This window comes from Novosphingobium sp. HNCC26BN242, assembly GCF_057180525.1.
The window spans coordinates 1261306-1277564 of record NZ_JBXUGM010000001.1 but is presented as its reverse complement, the minus strand read 5'-3'; the positions used below and the strand labels follow the sequence as shown (position 1 = coordinate 1277564).

Sequence of the window (16259 nt, the reverse complement as noted above, 5' to 3'; positions counted from 1 at the left end):
GTCAGCGTGTCAATCGATACCCTTCTTCTCGATGGTCCAGCTGGGGACTAAGCACAGGCGGCAGTTTGCGCCCTTGAAGCTGCGTGCAGCTGCCTGATTTCCGCGCAACTGCCATTCGAGCCAGTCGAGCGAAAGCGCGGCAACCGCGCCGCCGTTGGCGCTGCGGAACGTGCCGCCGTGGCCGACAGGAAGCTGCACCAGCGCTGCCGGGACATGGGTGATGCGCTTGTAGTCATCGGTGCCGTTGGGGAAGGCAACATCGTCAGGCCCGCCCAGCACATAGAGCACCGGGGTGTGCAGTTTGAGCAGCAAGTCCTTGTTTACGGTGATGCCCCGGATCGGGTTGGTGCCATCAGTGAAGATGCCGCTGTTGTGCACGATCACCGCCTTGATGCGTGGATCGGGCGCGATTTCCAGTGCTTGCAGTCCACCGCAGCTGTGTCCGGCCACAGCCAGCAGCGCCGGATCGATGCGGCCTTTGAGCGGGCTTCCAGTGCGCTGGTTTTCGGCCAGCGCCCAGTCGATCCCGGCCAGCACGTCGGCGCTGGTCGTCGCCACTGGGGGGAGCATCCCTGCGGTATCGGGGCGGCGTTCGGGGCGCTTGGCCAGCGCGCCGGGGCCGCTCATGACCTCGCCGGGGGCGATTACGACATAGCCGTGGCTGGCGATTTCGATCAGGTGCTGGCGCGCGCTGGCGCCATCGGCACTGCATCCACCGTTGCCCCAGACCAGCACGCCCAAGGGCGGCGCGGCGGTGAGATCGGCAGGCCGGTAGATCACGTGTCGGGGGAGCGATGCCTCTGTCGTCATGATCGCCGGATAGGCCCCGGTTCCGGGGCCATTCGGCATCGCATCGTAGGCGGCGCGCGCGGGATCAGGCGCTCCAGCGGGGGCGGCCTGCTGTGCCGCCAGCGGCAAAGCTGCGGTTGCAAGCAGGGCCGCCGCGCCGATACGGGCAAAACGTGTGGCAATCGAAACCAAGGCATCCTCCATCACTATTCCGGTTGTCCCGGAGCGGGCAGACTGGCCACGGATTGCGATCTGCGCAAGGGCTTGCAAGGCACAAGAGCACGCGGACTGTACAATTTCTGGCAGGAATTTCCTGAAGATTGGCAATTTAAATCTCTAAATCAGTGTTATAGATTGGTTCCGCCAATTCATTCCTTTAAATGCAAGCGCTTGCCAATGCGTTGGATGCCGGTTACGCTCCTATCAAACATTACGACAACCGAACATGGGAGGGTGTCATGAGCCACACCGTGCTGGCGACGGGCGATCTTGCCATGGATCGCGATGATTACGACGCCTGCTTTGCCGGAACCGCTGATTTGCTGCGGAGTGCAGACGTGGTGTTCGGGCAGCTTGAAACCAGCTTTGCGGAAAAGGGCGTGCGCCTGCCACAGGCGCGCCATGCCGTGCTGGCGCGACCCGAAGGCGCTGCCGCGCTGGGCCGGGCAGGATTCGATGTGATTTCGATGGCCGGAAATCACGTGATGGACTGGGGGCACGAAGCCTTTTTTGAAACCCGCGCGCATATTGAAGCGGCGGGGATGAGCGTAGTGGGCGCTGGCGCGAACATTGCCGAGGCGCGCCGCCCGGTGATCCGCACGCTGGGCGATGGAACGCGCGTGGCGTTTCTGGCCTATTCCAGCATCCTGCCGCATTCCTATTGGGCGGATGAACGCCGCCCTGGCTGTGCGCCGATGCGGGCGTTCACAGTGTACGAGCAGATCGAGCATGACCAGCCCGGCACGCCCGCACGGGTGCACACCTACCCGCACCGCGAAGATCTGGCTGCGATGGAGGCCGACATTCGCGTGGCCAAGCGCCAAGCCGATGTGGTGCTTGTCTCGCACCACTGGGGCATCCACTTTGTCCGCGCGGCGATTGCCGATTATCAGCGCGATGTGGCGCGTGCCGCGATTGCTGCGGGGGCCGATGCGATCTTTGGCGGGCATGCGCACATCCTGAAAGGGTGCGAGCTGATTGATGGCAAGCCGGTGTTCTATTCGCTGTGCAACTTTGCCACCGACCTTGCGATGGACGAGGCCCATGCCGCGTCCAAAAGCTTCAACGAGATCCGCGTGCTGGCAGAGGAATGGGAGCCGGACTTTGGCAGTCTGTACAACTTCCCCAAGGCGGCACGGCTTTCGATGATTGCAAAGCTGGAGATTGAGGGCGGTAAAGTGCTGCGCGCGGGGCTCTTGCCGCTGGTGATCGGGCGTGATGCGGTGCCGCGTCTGGTAGCGTCGGGCAGCGAGGATCATGCGGCAGTGGTCGATTATCTGAGCGCGGTGACGCAGGAGGCCGGCCTCAATGCGCGCTATCGCACCGATGCAGGCATGGTGCTGCTGGAAACTGCAGCGTGACCGCGCGCAAGGGCGCCTTTCCGCTTGAGGGGTTCGTTTTCCTCTACTTGCTGGCCTATCTGCCCAACGTGATCGTGACCAAGCTGGTCACCTCGATCCCGCATCCCGGCCTTGGCCGTCCGCTGACCGGACTGGAGACGCTGCCTGCATCGCTGATCATCAGCATGGTGCTGACGTATGGCTTTATCTGGCTGTCGGGCTGGCACAAGGATGCGAACAAGATTGCGCTGGGGCCGGTGCGGGTGCCGTTCCCCACGCGCTACACGTTCCTTTCGGGCATCGGCACGGCGATGGTGCTGTTCACGGTGCCGCTCAGCTTTACCATTCCCGATGTGAGCATTCCGTTCATCCAGTTGCTGATGCGCGGGGATATTCTGGTGATCGCGCCGATTGTTGACCTGATGTTCGGCCGCCGCGTGCGCTGGTGGAGCTGGACGGCGCTGGTGATGGTGCTGTTCGCGTTGGTCATCGCGCTATCGGACCGGGGCGGGCTGAAGCTGCCGCCAATCGCGATCCTGACAGTGGTGCTCTACACCATCGGCTATTTCCTGCGCCTTTATGTGATGACCAAGATTTCCAAGAGTGGTGATCCGGCTTCGGTGCGGCGGTACTTTGTGGAAGAAAAGGTGATCGCGCTGCCGATGTCGGTGGTGATCCTTGGGGCCATTTCCGCAAGCGGGATCGGTGGGCAATCTGGTGAGCTGGCCTGGGGCTTCATCAGCGTGTGGGGCGATCCGGTGCTGGCTGATCTGTTCTGGATCGGCGCGACGCTGACGGTGATTTCGGTGCTGGCCATCATCATCCTGCTGGACCCGCGCGAGAATGCCTATTGCGTGCCGCTGGAGCGCGCAGCGAGCCTTGTGGCCGGGATTGGCGGATCGGTGCTGCTGGCATGGTTCTGGGGCCTGCGCATGCCGCGTGATGCCGAATTGATCGGCGCGGGCGTGCTGGTGGGGGCCATTGTGCTGCTGTCTTTGGCTCCGCGTTTTGCCGCGAAGCGGGAACTGGCCGCGCGGGCGCAAATGTTCAGCGAAACACCATAATTTCTAAGTCTCCGGTCGGGGTAAGGCCGGTTTTCGATACACGAGGGAGAGTACAATGGGGAACGTCAACAGCACGAAGTTGAGCCTGTTTGCAGGCGCCGCAATGATAGCGCTTGCACCGCTGGCCACGCAGGCTCAGGAAGCGCAAGCTGAAACAGCGGGAAGCGCAGGCGCAGAGGATCAGGCGATCATCGTTACCGGCAGCCGAATTCGCGGTATCGAGGCCGTCGGTTCGAACGTCATCTCCATCGGCGCGGCCGATATTGCGCAGGAACCGGTAACATCGACCGCAGACCTGCTGCGCCGTGTGCCGCAGATCGTATCGCTGGGGGCCAACCGCAATGGCGGTGCGGCGCAGAACGGTGCAGCCAATGCTACGCGCGGTGCCGGGATCAACTTGCGCGGCATTTCCACCAACGCCACGCTGCTGCTCTATGATGGCCGCCGCTTTCCCCCGCAGGGCACGCAAGGGCAGTTCACCGATCCTTCGGTGATTCCCGCAATTGCGCTGGAACGGGTCGAAGTCGTCGCCGATGGCGCATCGGCGGTCTATGGTTCCGATGCCATTGCGGGAGTGGTGAACTTCATCCTGCGCCGCAATTTCGATGGCGTGGAAGTGCGGGCCCGCGCTGGCATCGCTGAGGGCGGCTATACCGAAAAGCAATTTGCCGCGCTCTATGGCCGCAAGTGGGACACCGGTTCGGTGATGGTCGCCGCAGAATATACCGACAACACGCATCTGCGCGGCTATGACCTTGATTTCTATCAGGATGATAACCGCTATCGCGGCGGGCGCGATCTGCGGGTGCAGAACTGCAATCCCGGCACGATCAGCACAGGCGGCACGACATATGCCATCCCGCAAGGCGGGGTGACAGCGGCGAACGTGGGTGCGTTGGTGGCAGGCACCAACAACCGCTGCTTCTATAACGCGCAGGACACAGTGATCCCCGAACAGAAGCGCTATAACCTGACTGCAGCCTTTTCGCAGGATATTGGCGATAGCTTGCGCGTGTTTGCCGACGGGTTCTATTCCTATCGCAACGGCACGATTTCGGGCATCAACAACATCAGCGCCACGGTGCGCAATACCAATCCGTTCTTCGTGACGCCGGTGCCCGGCACCACGCAGCAGACGGTGCTGTGGTCGATGGTTCCCGAACTGGGGCCGGACTTCAATCCCTATCACGGGGAATCTTGGAATGTGGTGGCCGGGATCGAGGCCAGCCTGATGGGCGATTTCAAGGCAACCGCCTATTACGCGCATGGTGAATCCGAAGACGTGGCCGACCGCCGTCTTGGCGTGAACACGGCTGCACTCAACGCCGCGCTGGCCGATACCAACCCGGCAACCGCGCTTAATGTGTTTGGCGGGCCGAACAATCCGGCCACGCTGGCGCGAATTCGCGACAACCTGTTTGTGATCACCGGACGGACGAGGCTGGAAGTGGCCAACGTACAGATGGATGGCTCGCTGTTCGATCTGCCCGGCGGCGCAGTGCGCGTGGCGCTTGGCGGGGAATATCGCGAGGAATACACCTTCACCGATCTGAAGACTGGGCAGGCCGCAACCCCGCGCAGCGTGGCCGATGCAGGCACGCGCAACGTGAAAGCGGTGTTCGGCGAACTGTTCGTGCCGATCGTTGGCAGCGGCAACGCGATGCCGTTTATCGAGCAGCTCTCGCTTTCCATCGCGGGCCGGTATGAAAAGTACAGCGATTTTGGCAGCACCACCAATCCCAAGATCGGGCTGACGTGGAAGCCGATGGATACGCTCACGCTGCGCGCCAGCTATGGCACATCGTTCCGCGCGCCAACCTTTACCGAGGTTTCTACAATCGCGGGCGGGGCGGGCTTGTACTACGACACGCTGCCTGGCGCTTCGGGCAATCTGGTGGGCATCGGCATTGCCGGGGGCAATCCGGGGCTGAAGCCAGAGACGGCAACGACATGGTCGGTCGGCGGGGAATTCAGCCCGATTAGCGCTCTGCGGCTGACTCTCAACTACTTCGATATTGACTACAAGGATCAGATTCAGGCCTTGCGCGGCACGCCGGGCATCCTGACCAATCCGATCTATGCCTCGTTCGTGAACCTGAACCCCACGGCCACGCAAGTTTCGGCGCTGATCGCATCGGGCCTGCCGATCAACAACCCGATCAATGCAAATCAGGTGCAGTTCATCGTCGATGGCCGTCGCCAGAATCTGGGCCGGTCGCAAGTGCGGGGTATCGACTTTGGCGCCTATGCCAACTGGACGATGGGCAATGTGAAGTTTGATGTAGGGGTGCAGGGCACTTATTTCACCAAGTATCTGTTTCAGGCGCTGCCGAGGGCTGCGGTCAACAACGTGGTGGGGTTGATCAACTTTCCGCAGAAGTTCCGCTCGCAAGCCGATATCGGCGCGCAGGTCGGCATCTTCTCGGGCCGTCTGACGTGGAATCATCTGGCGTCCTACACCAACACGACGCTGACCCCGTTCCAGAAGGTTTCGAATTACGATACCTTTGATCTGGGCGTGAATGTGGAGGTTAACGAACATCTGCGCATCGGCTTTGATGTGCGCAACCTGCTGAACGAAGACCCGCCGTTCGTTGATACGACGCGCGGTTATGATGCGCAGTCGGCCAACCCGATTCCGCGCATCTTCTCGATGACGGCAGGGGTGAAGTTCTGATGGCGGCGCTGCTTTCACTCTTGGCTGCGGCAAGCCTTGCCACGGTAAATGCAGGCGATTGCAGCGCGCTTTCAGGTGTGGTGGGTGACGTGGTGGTTGACAGGGCCACCACGATTCCTGCCAATGCGGCGTTCAAACCCGATGATAGCCGCACATTCTACAAGGCCGTGCCGGTATCGGCGGGGTTTTGCCGGGTCGAAGGGCGGATCGAAGGCAACATCGGTTTTGAGCTGTGGCTCCCGCTGACGTGGAACGGGCGGCTTTTGGGCGCGGGCGTGGGCGGCGATGCGGGGGTTTTCAACTATATCGACATGAGCCTGCGGATTGGGCAGGGCTTTGCCACGGTCACCACCGATACAGGACACAAGGCCACGGACGCGCACTGGATGCGCAATGCCAAAGCGCGCACCGATTACGAACACCGCGCCGTCCACCTGACTGCGCAGTCCGCCAAGGCGCTGGCCGCGCGGTTCTATGCAAGGCCGGTGGATCGCAGCTACTATACCGGATGTTCGGGCGGCGGGCGGCAGGCCCTGAAGGAAATGCAGTTCCATCCGCAGGACTATGACGGCGTGATCGCAGGCGCGCCCGGGCCGAACATGCCGCTGCAATCGGTGCGGATGATGTGGTTCGCGCTGGAGGCGCAGCGCAAACCTCAAGCTGTCTTGAGCGATGCCGACTGGTCGCTTTACGAAAGCCGCGTGACTGCCGCTTGCGATGGGATTGACGGCAAAGTGGACGGGATCATCACCGATCCACTGCAATGCCGTTTCCGCACAACCGCGCTGCTGTGCAAGCCCGGACAAGGCGACGGGTGTTTGACCGCGCCGAAGCTGGCGATGCTGAACAGCATCATCGCGCCGTTGCGGGATGAACGTGGCCAGGCGATGGATCGGGGCCTGTTCCCTGCCGTCCGCACCCGCCCCGGTCCGCCATCACCACTGCTGCGCGCGATGTGGGCCGATGCTGCGCACGATGATCCCGAATGGGACGCGCTGACATTTCGCCGCACGGGGGATCTTGCCCTGATCAACCGGATCATGCCGCAATTGCGCGCCGATTCCACGGCCATTAGCGCGTTCCTTGCCGATGGCCGCCGTGCGATCCTCTATCAGGGTTGGCAGGATCCATCGACCAATGCCGGGCCGACGCTGGAGTATTATGGCGCGCTGGCGCGTGATAATGGCGGCCTTGCGCGACTTTCCCAGAACGTCCGTCTGTTCATGGTGCCGGGGATGTATCATTGCCGGGGCGGGCCGGGGGTGGACAGCTTTGGCGCATCGGGCCACGCACCAGTAAGTGAGGACCCGGCGAAGGACATGCTGTGGGCACTGATCCGCTGGGTGGAGCAGGGTGTGGCACCAGACCGGATTGAAGCGAGCAAGATGACTGACCCAGGTAGCTTTACCCGCCCGATCTGCGCCTTTCCGAAGTCTGCGCGGCTGCGGGGCGCGGAGTGGGCGTGCGAACATGATGCCACGCTGCTGCGCTGGCCTTCGGCGAAGTTTGAGAAATGATCAGCGATATCCTGTCCGCCCATATCGCCTCTGCGCGTTGGGAAGACTTGCCCGAAGCGGCGCGGGAAGGTGCGCGGCGGGTGCTGCTTGATGCTGTGGGTGTAACGTATGCCGCCAGCGGGCTTTCGCCTGAAGCCGCGCCGTTCATCACGCTGGCCCGTGCCAATGGGGCGGGGCCGTGTTCAATCCTTGGCACAGCGCACCGGGTGCAACCGCTGGGCGCGGCGCTGGCCAATGGCGCACTGGCGCATGCGGTGGATTATGAGGACGCGTTTGACCGCGCGCCTGCGCATCCCAATGCCTCGCTGGTGCCGGTGTTGTTGGCTTTGGCGCAGTCCGAAGGCGGGATTGACGGCAGGCGCTTGCTGACGGCGCTGGCCGTGGGCGGGGATGTGGCCTGCCGCATCGCGCTGTCGCTGCGCCAGCCGATGGAGCAGGGCGGGTGGTATCCGCCGCCGATTGTGGCCGCGTTTGGTGCGGTGGCTGGGGCGGCTAACTTGCTGGGGTTGACGGCAGAGCAGACCAAGGACGCCCTGTCGCTCACGCTATGTCAGGTGACCATGCCCGGCGAGATCAAGCACAGCCGCCGCACCGTGCTGCGCGCCGTGCGCGAGGCTTTCCCAGCGCAGGCCGCTCTGACGGCGGCGCTGCTGGCGCGCAAGGGCGTGGCGGGGTTCGAAACGCCAATGGAGGGCAAGTCGGGCTTCTACGCGCTCTATGCCGGGGGGCAATTTGACGAGAGCGATCTGACCGACCGGTTGGGCCAGCATTACTGGGGCGCGGCATTGACGTTCAAGCCATGGCCCAGTTGCCGGGGCACGCATCCTTTCATTGAAATGGCGCTCGATCTGTTGGCGCAGCATGGCTTTGCGGCGGATGACATTGCCTCGGTCGAGGTCATGGTCGATGATGTGCAGGCGATGCTGGTCGAACCGCTTGAGCGCAAGCAGGCCCCGGACGTTGCGATTGATGCCAAGTTCTCGATCCCGTTCACCACGGCGCTGGCACTGGTGCGCGGCGGGGTGAGGCTGGATTCGTTCGGGCCTGAAAGCCTGGGCGATCCGCAGGTTCTGGCGATGGCGGCCAAGGTTGTGCCGGTCGTGCAGGCGTTACCCAAATGGCAGCGCGGTGTGGGCGGCGCGATGCGTGTGACGCTGAAGGATGGTGTGGTGCATGACGCGTTTGTCGCCAATGCGCTGGGGTGCCCGGACCGGCCCCTGAGCGATGCGGCGCAGCGGGCGAAGTTCATTGATTGCCTGTCACGCGCGGCTGTGCCGGTGGGCCTCGGGGATGCTCAGGTTCTGGCGGAACGCATTCTTGCGCTCGACGGGTGCGAGGATGTGGGCGCGCTGTTTTGAAAACTCGTCATCCTGAACTTGTTTCAGGATCCATGTCTGTCCCCGGACTGAGTGTAGTGCAAACAGCAAACCGAGCAGTTGCATATCCCAGCACGCTACCGGCAATCCGGCACGATGGATCCTGAAACAAGTTCAGGATGACGGCATTTGGCTGTCAGAAAACGGCCTTGATCTCCGCCCGGCGCTGGCTTTGCCCGGGCAGGCCATCAGCCTCCGGCTCATCGGTTGGCTTGGCGGCGACTTCCCATTGCGTTTCGATTTCCATGCCCGGCAGCAGGCGGTGCATCGTTTCGGCAATCGTCTCGGCGCGCTCTTGCGCAGCCTCGGGACGCTCGGCAAGAACCACGCCGCTGACGGTTTCAGGGGTGGTCGCGGCATAGCCAGTGATGACCAGCTTTTTGGGCTTGGCCGCCTTGATCCACGTCACCGCGTTGTCGATCAGCCAGTCATCATATTGGTAGACAAGGAAATCCTTGTCGAATTCAAAGTACACCGGAAACACGCGCTCGGCATAAGGGCCGGGGGGCACAGGGCGTGCGACCGATGCAGGCGCAATGTTGCGGCGGGGCAGGGTATAGCGTCGGCCGGGGAAGCCTTCGGCCGGGACCATGTGACGAGTGCAGGGAATGTCGAGCCGCGAGGTGCGCACAGGGTCCAGCGCGGGGGCACCGCAGGGCTGGGCCGTGTTGGCAGAGGGCTTGCCTTCGACAAGTACCGCAAAGTTCCAGTCGGGCTTGTAAGGGCTTTCGGTCACGTCCCAACGCTTGCCGGTTTCACGATCATCGGCCAGCCAGCACCCCGATTTGCGGCCCGCGTCGGTATCGCGATAGATCGGGCACGCGACATAGCGCACAAGTCTCGCCGCATCCTGCGCGGCCTGCGCAGTGGTGGCGGTGCACAGCGCGGCAAGGAGGGCCAGCTTCCTCACAGCGCGCTCATCAGGTTGACCAGATCCTGCTTTTCCTGCTCGGTATAGCCGATGGAATAGCGCCGCTCGTAATAGTCCACCACGCCGCGCAGATCCTTGGCTAAGCCGTTGGAGAAATAGGGCGCGCGGCCTGAAAGCCCGCGCATCGATTGCAGCGTGATCTTGCCCACATCGGCGCATTTGCCCGATGTCAGCGCAAAGCCGGGATCGTAGGTGTAGATGACCTTGCCGTAATGCGGGTGCGGGCGTCCGGTGCAAGTGACCTTGAACAGCGGCAAATCATCCCACGGATCGGCAAAGGGCAGGGTGGTGGTGCCGAGATCGACCTGGCCCGGGGCCACGTCATTGCCCATCTGGCTCATGTTGTGACAGAACACGCAGGAGTTGCGCACCGGATTGCCAAAGCCAATGCGGGAATTGATGCCTGCGGTATCGGTGATCAGGAACATCTTTTCGCGGAACACGCGCGCGCCGCGCGCCACGGACTGGCGGAAGGCCAGTTGGTCAGACGTCAGCTTCGCAGCCTCATCAGCGGAGATGTTTTCCCAGCCCTTGAACTCGCTCCACACCGGCTCGCCGATGGAGCCCAATGCGCCGGGTTCGCTATCGCGCAGCCGCGCCGGGCCTGCCTTGGCCCCGCCGGAATCCACTGCACCACCTGCTTTGGTCACCTGCATCGCGGTGTAGATGCGCAGTTCAAAGTCCTGCAACTGCTTGCGCTGATCCGGGCTAAGCGCCTTGAGCATTTGCAGATGCGTGGTGGCCGCGTCTTCCATCTGAATGCGCAAGTTGCCCGCGCGGTTATCGGCCATCAGGTTGCCCGATTGGGGTTTGCCGTCATCGGGATCGAGCGGCAGCGCATAGCCCTGCTTTGGATCGAACGGAAAGCCAACCGCCAGCAGATACTTCATGTTCGCCACCGGGCGGGGGCGGCGATAGACCGAGATCTTGCCAGCCTCAGGCCCATAACTCGGCCCCGAATTGCAGCCATTGGGATCGCGCACAACTTCGATGGTGAAATCGGGCTTTACCGGTTTGCCGTTGAAGCTTGTGGTGGGCCAAGGCCGTTCGATGCGGATCAGCCCGCGATCGAGCAGCAGCGAATGGCTCTCGCGTTGGTCCTGCGGCAGGGTGGGGCAGTTCGAACCGTCATAGGCGGCAAACAGCGGGTCCTTGCCGCCGGTACGCTCCCACTGACGGCGCGCGCTTTCCACCGAAAGGCTCATTGCATCTGATGGCTGGTGGCAGGACACGCAGGCGCGGCCATCCTTGCCCAGCGGTTCGAAGAAAGGATGGCCTGCCGTATTCAGCGGCCCGCCCACGGTCAGCGTGCGCAGCGTGCCATTGGCGTTTTCATAGTCCAGAACCGCTGGCAGGACCCGGCCCTCACCGGGTGCCCACCAGCGGTCCGGCACATCCCCGCCACGCGCACCGACCGCAAGGATCAGCGCAAGTGCAGCGAGTGGCAGGGCTAACGACCTTTGCGGGAGGAAGTGCATCGGTCGCTTTCCCATTCTCAGTTGCCGATTTCAACGCGCAGGCGAACGCCGAATGTGCGTGGCGCGCCATAGATGCTGCCGCCGTCCGCGCTGGAGCTGTTCTGGATCTGCGATGCGATGTAGGTCTTGTTGGTCAGGTTGTTGACGAACCCTTCCAGCTTGTATTTGCGGCCCATGTCGATCGTAAGGCGCGCGTCGAAGATGTTGCGGCCCGGCACCAGCGTGTTGACACTGGGGAAGGGGGTGGCGAACTGTTCGGCGATGTAGGACCACTGCACGCGCGGGGTGACTTCAACCGATCCCAGCGGGATGGCATATTGCACGCCTGCGTTGACGGTCCATTCGGGCGAGAACGGCAGCACGCGGTCCTTTGGCACAAAGCGCAAGTTGGTGGGGCAGCCGGCATCGGTGCCCGGCGCATTGGTATCGGAAATGCAGGCCGAATTGGCGAATTCGGACTTCAGATAACCCATTCCGGCGTTGGCCGCGAAGCCGCCAAACTGCGCAGTCACTTCCAGTTCTGCGCCCCACGATTTGCCCGCCAGCGCATTTTGCGTGACCGGCAATCCGCCGACGAGGCTGGAAAGCTGAATGTCCTTGTAGTCCGAATAGAACACATCGCCGTTCACGCGCAGGTGCCGGTCAAACAGCTCGGTCTTCAGGCCGGCTTCATAGACAAAATTGCGCTCTGGCAGGAAGTCCGGGGTGTTGGGCGTCAGGTTTACGCCGCCTGCCTTGTAGCCCTTCGATGCGGTCAGGTAGAACATGTTGTTATCACCGAAGTGATAGTTCACGCCCAGCTTGCCGGTCAGCTGCTGCGAGGTGACCTGGCTGGTGAAGGGCAGCGTGATCGGCGGGCCGGGCACGGCAAAGCGGGTGTAGACCTGTTTGTCCCAAGAATAGCGCGCACCTGCCAGCACTTCGATGGCATCGGTCAGGTAGTAATTGACCTGTCCGAATACCGATTGCGATGTGTTCTTGGCTTCAGTGATGATGCTGCTGTTCGATTGCACTACATCGAGCACGTTGCGGTTGTCGCGCAGCAGGGTGACCGGGATACTTTCATCCATCACAAACCCGCCAAGCACCCACTGCAGCGGACCCTTGCCGGTGGACAGCAAGTTGAATTCGCCGATAAGCGTCTTGAACCTGGTCTTGCCGTTGCTCATCCGCCCGGGGAAGCGTGCGGTATTGGCTCCGTTGGTGGGCAGGTTGCCTGGCACCGGCAGGGCCGTGGCGGTGCGGTCCCCATCGGTCTGATCGTCGGTCGTGCCATCCTGCCACGATACCAGCGCGCGCGCCTGCACGCTGTCGCTCACGTCATAGCGGGCTTCGGTGGAGACGCGGTATCCGGCCTGATCCTGGAACGACAGGCCGTCTTCCTGAATTTCGAACGGATTGGTGCTGACCGTATCGCCCCGACGCTTGACCGCGTTGTTATCGCTGCGCACATCGAAGTATTCGCCGCGCACGTTGACATTCAACCGGCCATCCATGCCGCGCAGGCGAAGATTGGCGCGGATCGCGTCCATGTTCATGTTGCCGGGCTGGCTTTGCGCGGTGGCGGCGATGTTGCGGGTAAAGCTGTCACGCTCTTCATGCACGCCTGCAATGCGCAGCGCCACGTTCTCGCCGCCGACGTTGACTGCCACGACCGCGCGATAGCGGTCATAATTGGCCACCGTCACATCACCAATGGCAAAGGCGCTGTTAAATTCCGGCTCGGGCGTGCGGACATAGAGCGCGCCGCCGGTGGAGTTCTGCCCGGTCAGCGTGCCCTGCGGCCCGCGTAGCACTTCCATCGAACCGATATCGAAGAAGGTGTGGCCGATGAACTGTTCGTGCGGGATCAGCTGGCCATCAATGTAATAGGCAACACCGGGGTTCGATGTCGGCGCGGACTGCGCAATGCCGACCCCGCGGATGTTGATGAAGGTTGACCGGTTGAACGTGTTGATCGCTATCGAAGGCGCGATCTGCTGAATGTCGTTCAAGTTGACGACGCCCTTGCGCTCAAGCTCTTCACCAGTGAAGACCGATGCGGAGATCGGAATGTCCTGCAGGCTTTGTTCGCGGCGTTCGGCGGTTACGATAATGGCAGTAAGACCGCCGGAATCTTCGCTAGTGGCGGCATCTTGCGCTACACTTTGAGCGAGGGCCGGGGTTGCGGCTATGATCGCCGTGCCGCCCAGAAGCGCGCCGAGCATGCTGGCTCTGCGTGTGTTGTTGGAAAGCATTCGAATCCCCTCACGTAAGTTCTGCTCTTGTCGATAACAGTTTTCATACTGCCTATGTAAGGGCTTGCAAACCCCTTATTTTGCGTGGTTCGCTACGCGCGCACCAATCGCGCAGGCAAATGCGATGCCAGATGACAGGCCGATTGCGCAAGCCACGCGCAGCGGATTCAGCGGTGCAAGCAGGCCGAGCAAGGTCATGGCAGTGCCACTGGCCAGCATCTGCAAGGCACCGGCCAGGCTGGTCGCTGTCGCTGCCAGGCCGGGTTCGGCAAAGGCCACGGCGTTGAAGGCCACAGGCCCGGCCAGCCCTGCGCCAAGGCCCAGTAGCGTGATCGGCGCGATCAGCGGCACCACGCCCTCTATCCCTGTCATTGCAAGCGCAAACGCAATGGCGGCGCCCGTGGCAGAGCTGGCCGTGCCCACAATCAGTGCGCTGAACCGGCGCTCTACCGGCACTACCAGCCGGGTTCCGGCAATGCTTGCCGCCGCAATGATCAGCAATGCGAGCCCCGCTTCTGCGGATGACAGGCCAAAACGTTGGACCAACAGGAACGGCGCTGCGCCCAGAAACATGTACAGCCCGCTGCTGGCCGCACACAAAGTGATTGTGGTGAGCACAAAGCTGCGATTGCGCGCCAGTTGGGCATAATCGCCGATCAGACTGCGCGCTGTTGCGCTGCGCCGCTGCGGCACCCCTGTTTCTGCCAATCGCAACCACGCAGCAAACAGCGCCAGCGCCCCGGCCAGTGCCAGCAGGCCAAATACCGCGCGCCAGCCTGCAACGTCGGCAGCAGCACCCCCGATTACCGGGGCAATCGCAGGCGATATCAACACGATGGTCATCAAGGTGGCCTGAACGCCCGCCGCCCGTTGCTTGCCAAACACATCACCCACCATCACGCGGGCGGTTACCACGCCGCAGGCCCCGCCAATGGCCTGCGCCAGACGCGCAAGCAAAAGCCAGTCCGGGCTTGGTGCAAAGGCAGCCGCCGCACTACCTGCGATGTAAAGCATCAATCCGGCCAGCATCACTGGCCGGCGGCCCAGCCGATCTGTCAGCGGCCCGGCCACCAATTGCCCTGCAGCAAGGCCCGCCAGATAGACGCTGACCACTTGCTGCGCGCGGGCTTCACCAATGGCAAAGTCCATTGCAATCAGCGGCAGGGCGGGCACCAGCATATGGATAGCCATCGACCCCATCGCCGCGATTGCCGCCAGCGTGAGGATCGTGACGTGGTAGCCTGCGGGTTGTTTTGCTTCGGTCATCGTTCGCTGCGCGCCGCCACTTGCCGCGCGGTCAGCGTCAGCGCGGCGCAGACCACGGCAATGCCCACCAGCAGCAACGTGGGCGGGGTGAACGATCCGGTGCTTTGGCGCAGCCAGCCCATTAGCGGCGGCACTGTGGCTCCGGCGAGGCTCCCGGTCATGTTGATCACCACGATGCCCATTGCCATGCTGCCGGGCGAAAGCAGGCGCGTGGGGATGGCCCAGAAGGCGGCCACCGTGCATCCGGTGCAGGCCCCGCCGATCACCAGCGCAATCAGCCCTGGCAGCCCGGCTCCGAACAGGTTTGCCGCCAGCAGCCCCGCACCGCCCAGCAGCGCCGGAATGGCGACATGCAAGTAGCGTTCGCCGGTCCGATCCGAATGGCGTGCATTCAAGATCAGCCCGATCCCGCTGGCAGCCCAAGGCAAGGCCACTATCAGCCCGGTCTGCGCCGAGGTCAGCCCTGACAGGCTTTTCACCACTTGCGGCAACCAGAACATTATGCCGTAATTCGATGCCAGAATGCAAAACCAGATCGCCGCGCAAAGCCAGCCCACCGGGCTGCGCAGCACCGCCCAGCGTTCACCGGGCTTATCACTGGCCGCAGCCTTGCTTGCGCCTTTGACATTGCGGACGATCCAGTCACGCTCGCCCGTAGTCAGCCAGCGCGCATCCTTGGGGGTATCGGGGAACCACACCCATGCAAACACCGCCAGCGCCAGCGCGGGCAGGGCTTCGACCAGAAACATGAAGCGCCAGCTGGCCATGCCAAACGGCTGATCCAGATCAATCAGCATGCCCGAAATCGGTGCGCCAATCACTTGCGCGACTGAAATCGACACGATTGGAATCGCCAGAATTGACGCACGATAGCGTTCGGGCGCCCACTGGCTAAGGTAGAGCATCAGTCCCGATGATAGCCCGCCTTCGGAAAAGCCAATGGCCACGCGCAAGCCATAGAGCTGCCATTCGTTGGTCACCGCCGCCATCAGACACGAGCAGATGCCCCACGCCGCCGTGATCGTGGCCAGCCAGCGGCGCAGGCCGACAGCCTCATAAAACAGCACGCTGGGATACTTGGCGATCATGTAGCCCACGAACAATACGCCCGCGCCAAAGCCATATTGCGTGGCCGAAAGGCCTAGTGCGCGGTTCATGTCGATGGCAGCAAAGCCCACGTTCGTGCGGTCAATCGCTCCCACAAGGATGAACAGCGCGGCCGGAATCACCAGCCTGCGGATCACCTTTCCGCCGACACTGCTCTCCAGTGCATCTTCCTGCGCCACGCCCATGGCGGGCTTTCCCATTGGCACCGGCTTTCCCCTTGGTCCATATCGCGATGATAGCGCTTGCATGGCGCAGCGC

The 16259-nt window shown here is 62.6% G+C and carries 11 protein-coding genes; 5 read left to right on the top strand and 6 right to left on the bottom strand.

Annotation, left to right across the window (positions count from 1 at the left end):
* Positions 1-9: 9 nt before the first annotated feature.
* Positions 10-1059: an alpha/beta hydrolase gene (locus AC2A1F_RS06010; protein WP_484207825.1), complete on the bottom strand. Its 1050-nt coding sequence runs from the start codon at positions 1057-1059 to the stop codon at positions 10-12.
* Positions 1060-1247: 188 nt separating this feature from the next.
* Here AC2A1F_RS06010 and AC2A1F_RS06005 point away from each other — a divergent pair, with 188 nt between their 5' ends.
* The 5 genes from AC2A1F_RS06005 to AC2A1F_RS05985 all read left to right on the top strand — a co-directional run bounded on the left by AC2A1F_RS06005 (position 1248) and on the right by AC2A1F_RS05985 (position 8964).
* Positions 1248-2369 carry a CapA family protein gene (locus AC2A1F_RS06005; RefSeq protein ID WP_484207824.1) on the top strand — a complete coding sequence of 374 codons (1122 nt, stop codon included), beginning with the start codon at positions 1248-1250 and terminating at the stop codon, positions 2367-2369.
* Positions 2366-3412 (top strand): hypothetical protein, encoded by a 1047-nt coding sequence (locus tag AC2A1F_RS06000; RefSeq protein ID WP_484207823.1) that lies wholly within the window; start codon positions 2366-2368, stop codon positions 3410-3412. The genes AC2A1F_RS06005 and AC2A1F_RS06000 overlap by 4 nt, the downstream gene beginning before the upstream one ends.
* Positions 3413-3515: 103 nt before the next feature.
* Positions 3516-6089 (top strand): TonB-dependent receptor, encoded by a 2574-nt coding sequence (locus AC2A1F_RS05995; protein ID WP_484207822.1) that lies wholly within the window; start codon positions 3516-3518, stop codon positions 6087-6089.
* The gene (locus tag AC2A1F_RS05990) at positions 6089-7606 is read left to right on the top strand and encodes a tannase/feruloyl esterase family alpha/beta hydrolase (protein ID WP_484207821.1); all 1518 of its coding nucleotides are present in this window, start codon (positions 6089-6091) and stop codon (positions 7604-7606) included. The genes AC2A1F_RS05995 and AC2A1F_RS05990 overlap by 1 nt, the downstream gene beginning before the upstream one ends.
* Complete coding sequence (locus AC2A1F_RS05985; protein ID WP_484207820.1) at positions 7603-8964, top strand: MmgE/PrpD family protein; 1362 nt, start codon at positions 7603-7605, stop codon at positions 8962-8964. The genes AC2A1F_RS05990 and AC2A1F_RS05985 overlap by 4 nt, the downstream gene beginning before the upstream one ends.
* Positions 8965-9118: 154 nt before the next feature.
* Here the strand turns inward: AC2A1F_RS05985 and AC2A1F_RS05980 are convergent, their stop codons facing one another.
* The 5 genes from AC2A1F_RS05980 to AC2A1F_RS05960 form a co-directional block, all read right to left on the bottom strand.
* Entirely contained in the window at positions 9119-9892 is a 774-nt protein-coding gene (locus AC2A1F_RS05980) for a hypothetical protein (protein ID WP_484207819.1), read from the bottom strand.
* The gene (locus tag AC2A1F_RS05975) at positions 9889-11391 is read right to left on the bottom strand and encodes a hypothetical protein (RefSeq protein ID WP_484207818.1); all 1503 of its coding nucleotides are present in this window, start codon (positions 11389-11391) and stop codon (positions 9889-9891) included. Before AC2A1F_RS05975 ends, AC2A1F_RS05980 begins: the two co-directional genes overlap by 4 nt.
* A 17-nt stretch (positions 11392-11408) precedes the next feature.
* Positions 11409-13628 carry a TonB-dependent receptor gene (locus AC2A1F_RS05970; RefSeq protein WP_484207817.1) on the bottom strand — a complete coding sequence of 740 codons (2220 nt, stop codon included), beginning with the start codon at positions 13626-13628 and terminating at the stop codon, positions 11409-11411.
* Between the two features lie 75 nt (positions 13629-13703).
* Positions 13704-14894, bottom strand: coding sequence for a Bcr/CflA family efflux MFS transporter (locus AC2A1F_RS05965; RefSeq protein ID WP_484207816.1), 1191 nt, complete (start codon positions 14892-14894; stop codon positions 13704-13706).
* Positions 14891-16201 carry an MFS transporter gene (locus tag AC2A1F_RS05960; protein ID WP_484207815.1) on the bottom strand — a complete coding sequence of 437 codons (1311 nt, stop codon included), beginning with the start codon at positions 16199-16201 and terminating at the stop codon, positions 14891-14893. The genes AC2A1F_RS05965 and AC2A1F_RS05960 overlap by 4 nt, the downstream gene beginning before the upstream one ends.
* Positions 16202-16259: the final 58 nt, after the last annotated feature.

Excerpts from the sequence above, each read along its gene's own strand:
- AC2A1F_RS05995 (WP_484207822.1), top strand. The coding sequence starts at position 3,516 with ATGATAGCGCTTGCACCGCTGGCCACGCAGGCTCAGGAAGCGCAAGCT.
- AC2A1F_RS05965 (WP_484207816.1), bottom strand. The coding sequence starts at position 14,894 with ATGACCGAAGCAAAACAACCCGCAGGCTACCACGTCACGATCCTCACG.
- AC2A1F_RS05975 (WP_484207818.1), bottom strand. The coding sequence starts at position 11,391 with ATGCACTTCCTCCCGCAAAGGTCGTTAGCCCTGCCACTCGCTGCACTT.
- AC2A1F_RS05960 (WP_484207815.1), bottom strand. The coding sequence starts at position 16,201 with ATGGGAAAGCCCGCCATGGGCGTGGCGCAGGAAGATGCACTGGAGAGC.
- AC2A1F_RS06005 (WP_484207824.1), top strand. The coding sequence starts at position 1,248 with ATGAGCCACACCGTGCTGGCGACGGGCGATCTTGCCATGGATCGCGAT.
- AC2A1F_RS05985 (WP_484207820.1), top strand. The coding sequence starts at position 7,603 with ATGATCAGCGATATCCTGTCCGCCCATATCGCCTCTGCGCGTTGGGAA.
- AC2A1F_RS05970 (WP_484207817.1), bottom strand. The coding sequence starts at position 13,628 with ATGCTTTCCAACAACACACGCAGAGCCAGCATGCTCGGCGCGCTTCTG.
- AC2A1F_RS05990 (WP_484207821.1), top strand. The coding sequence starts at position 6,089 with ATGGCGGCGCTGCTTTCACTCTTGGCTGCGGCAAGCCTTGCCACGGTA.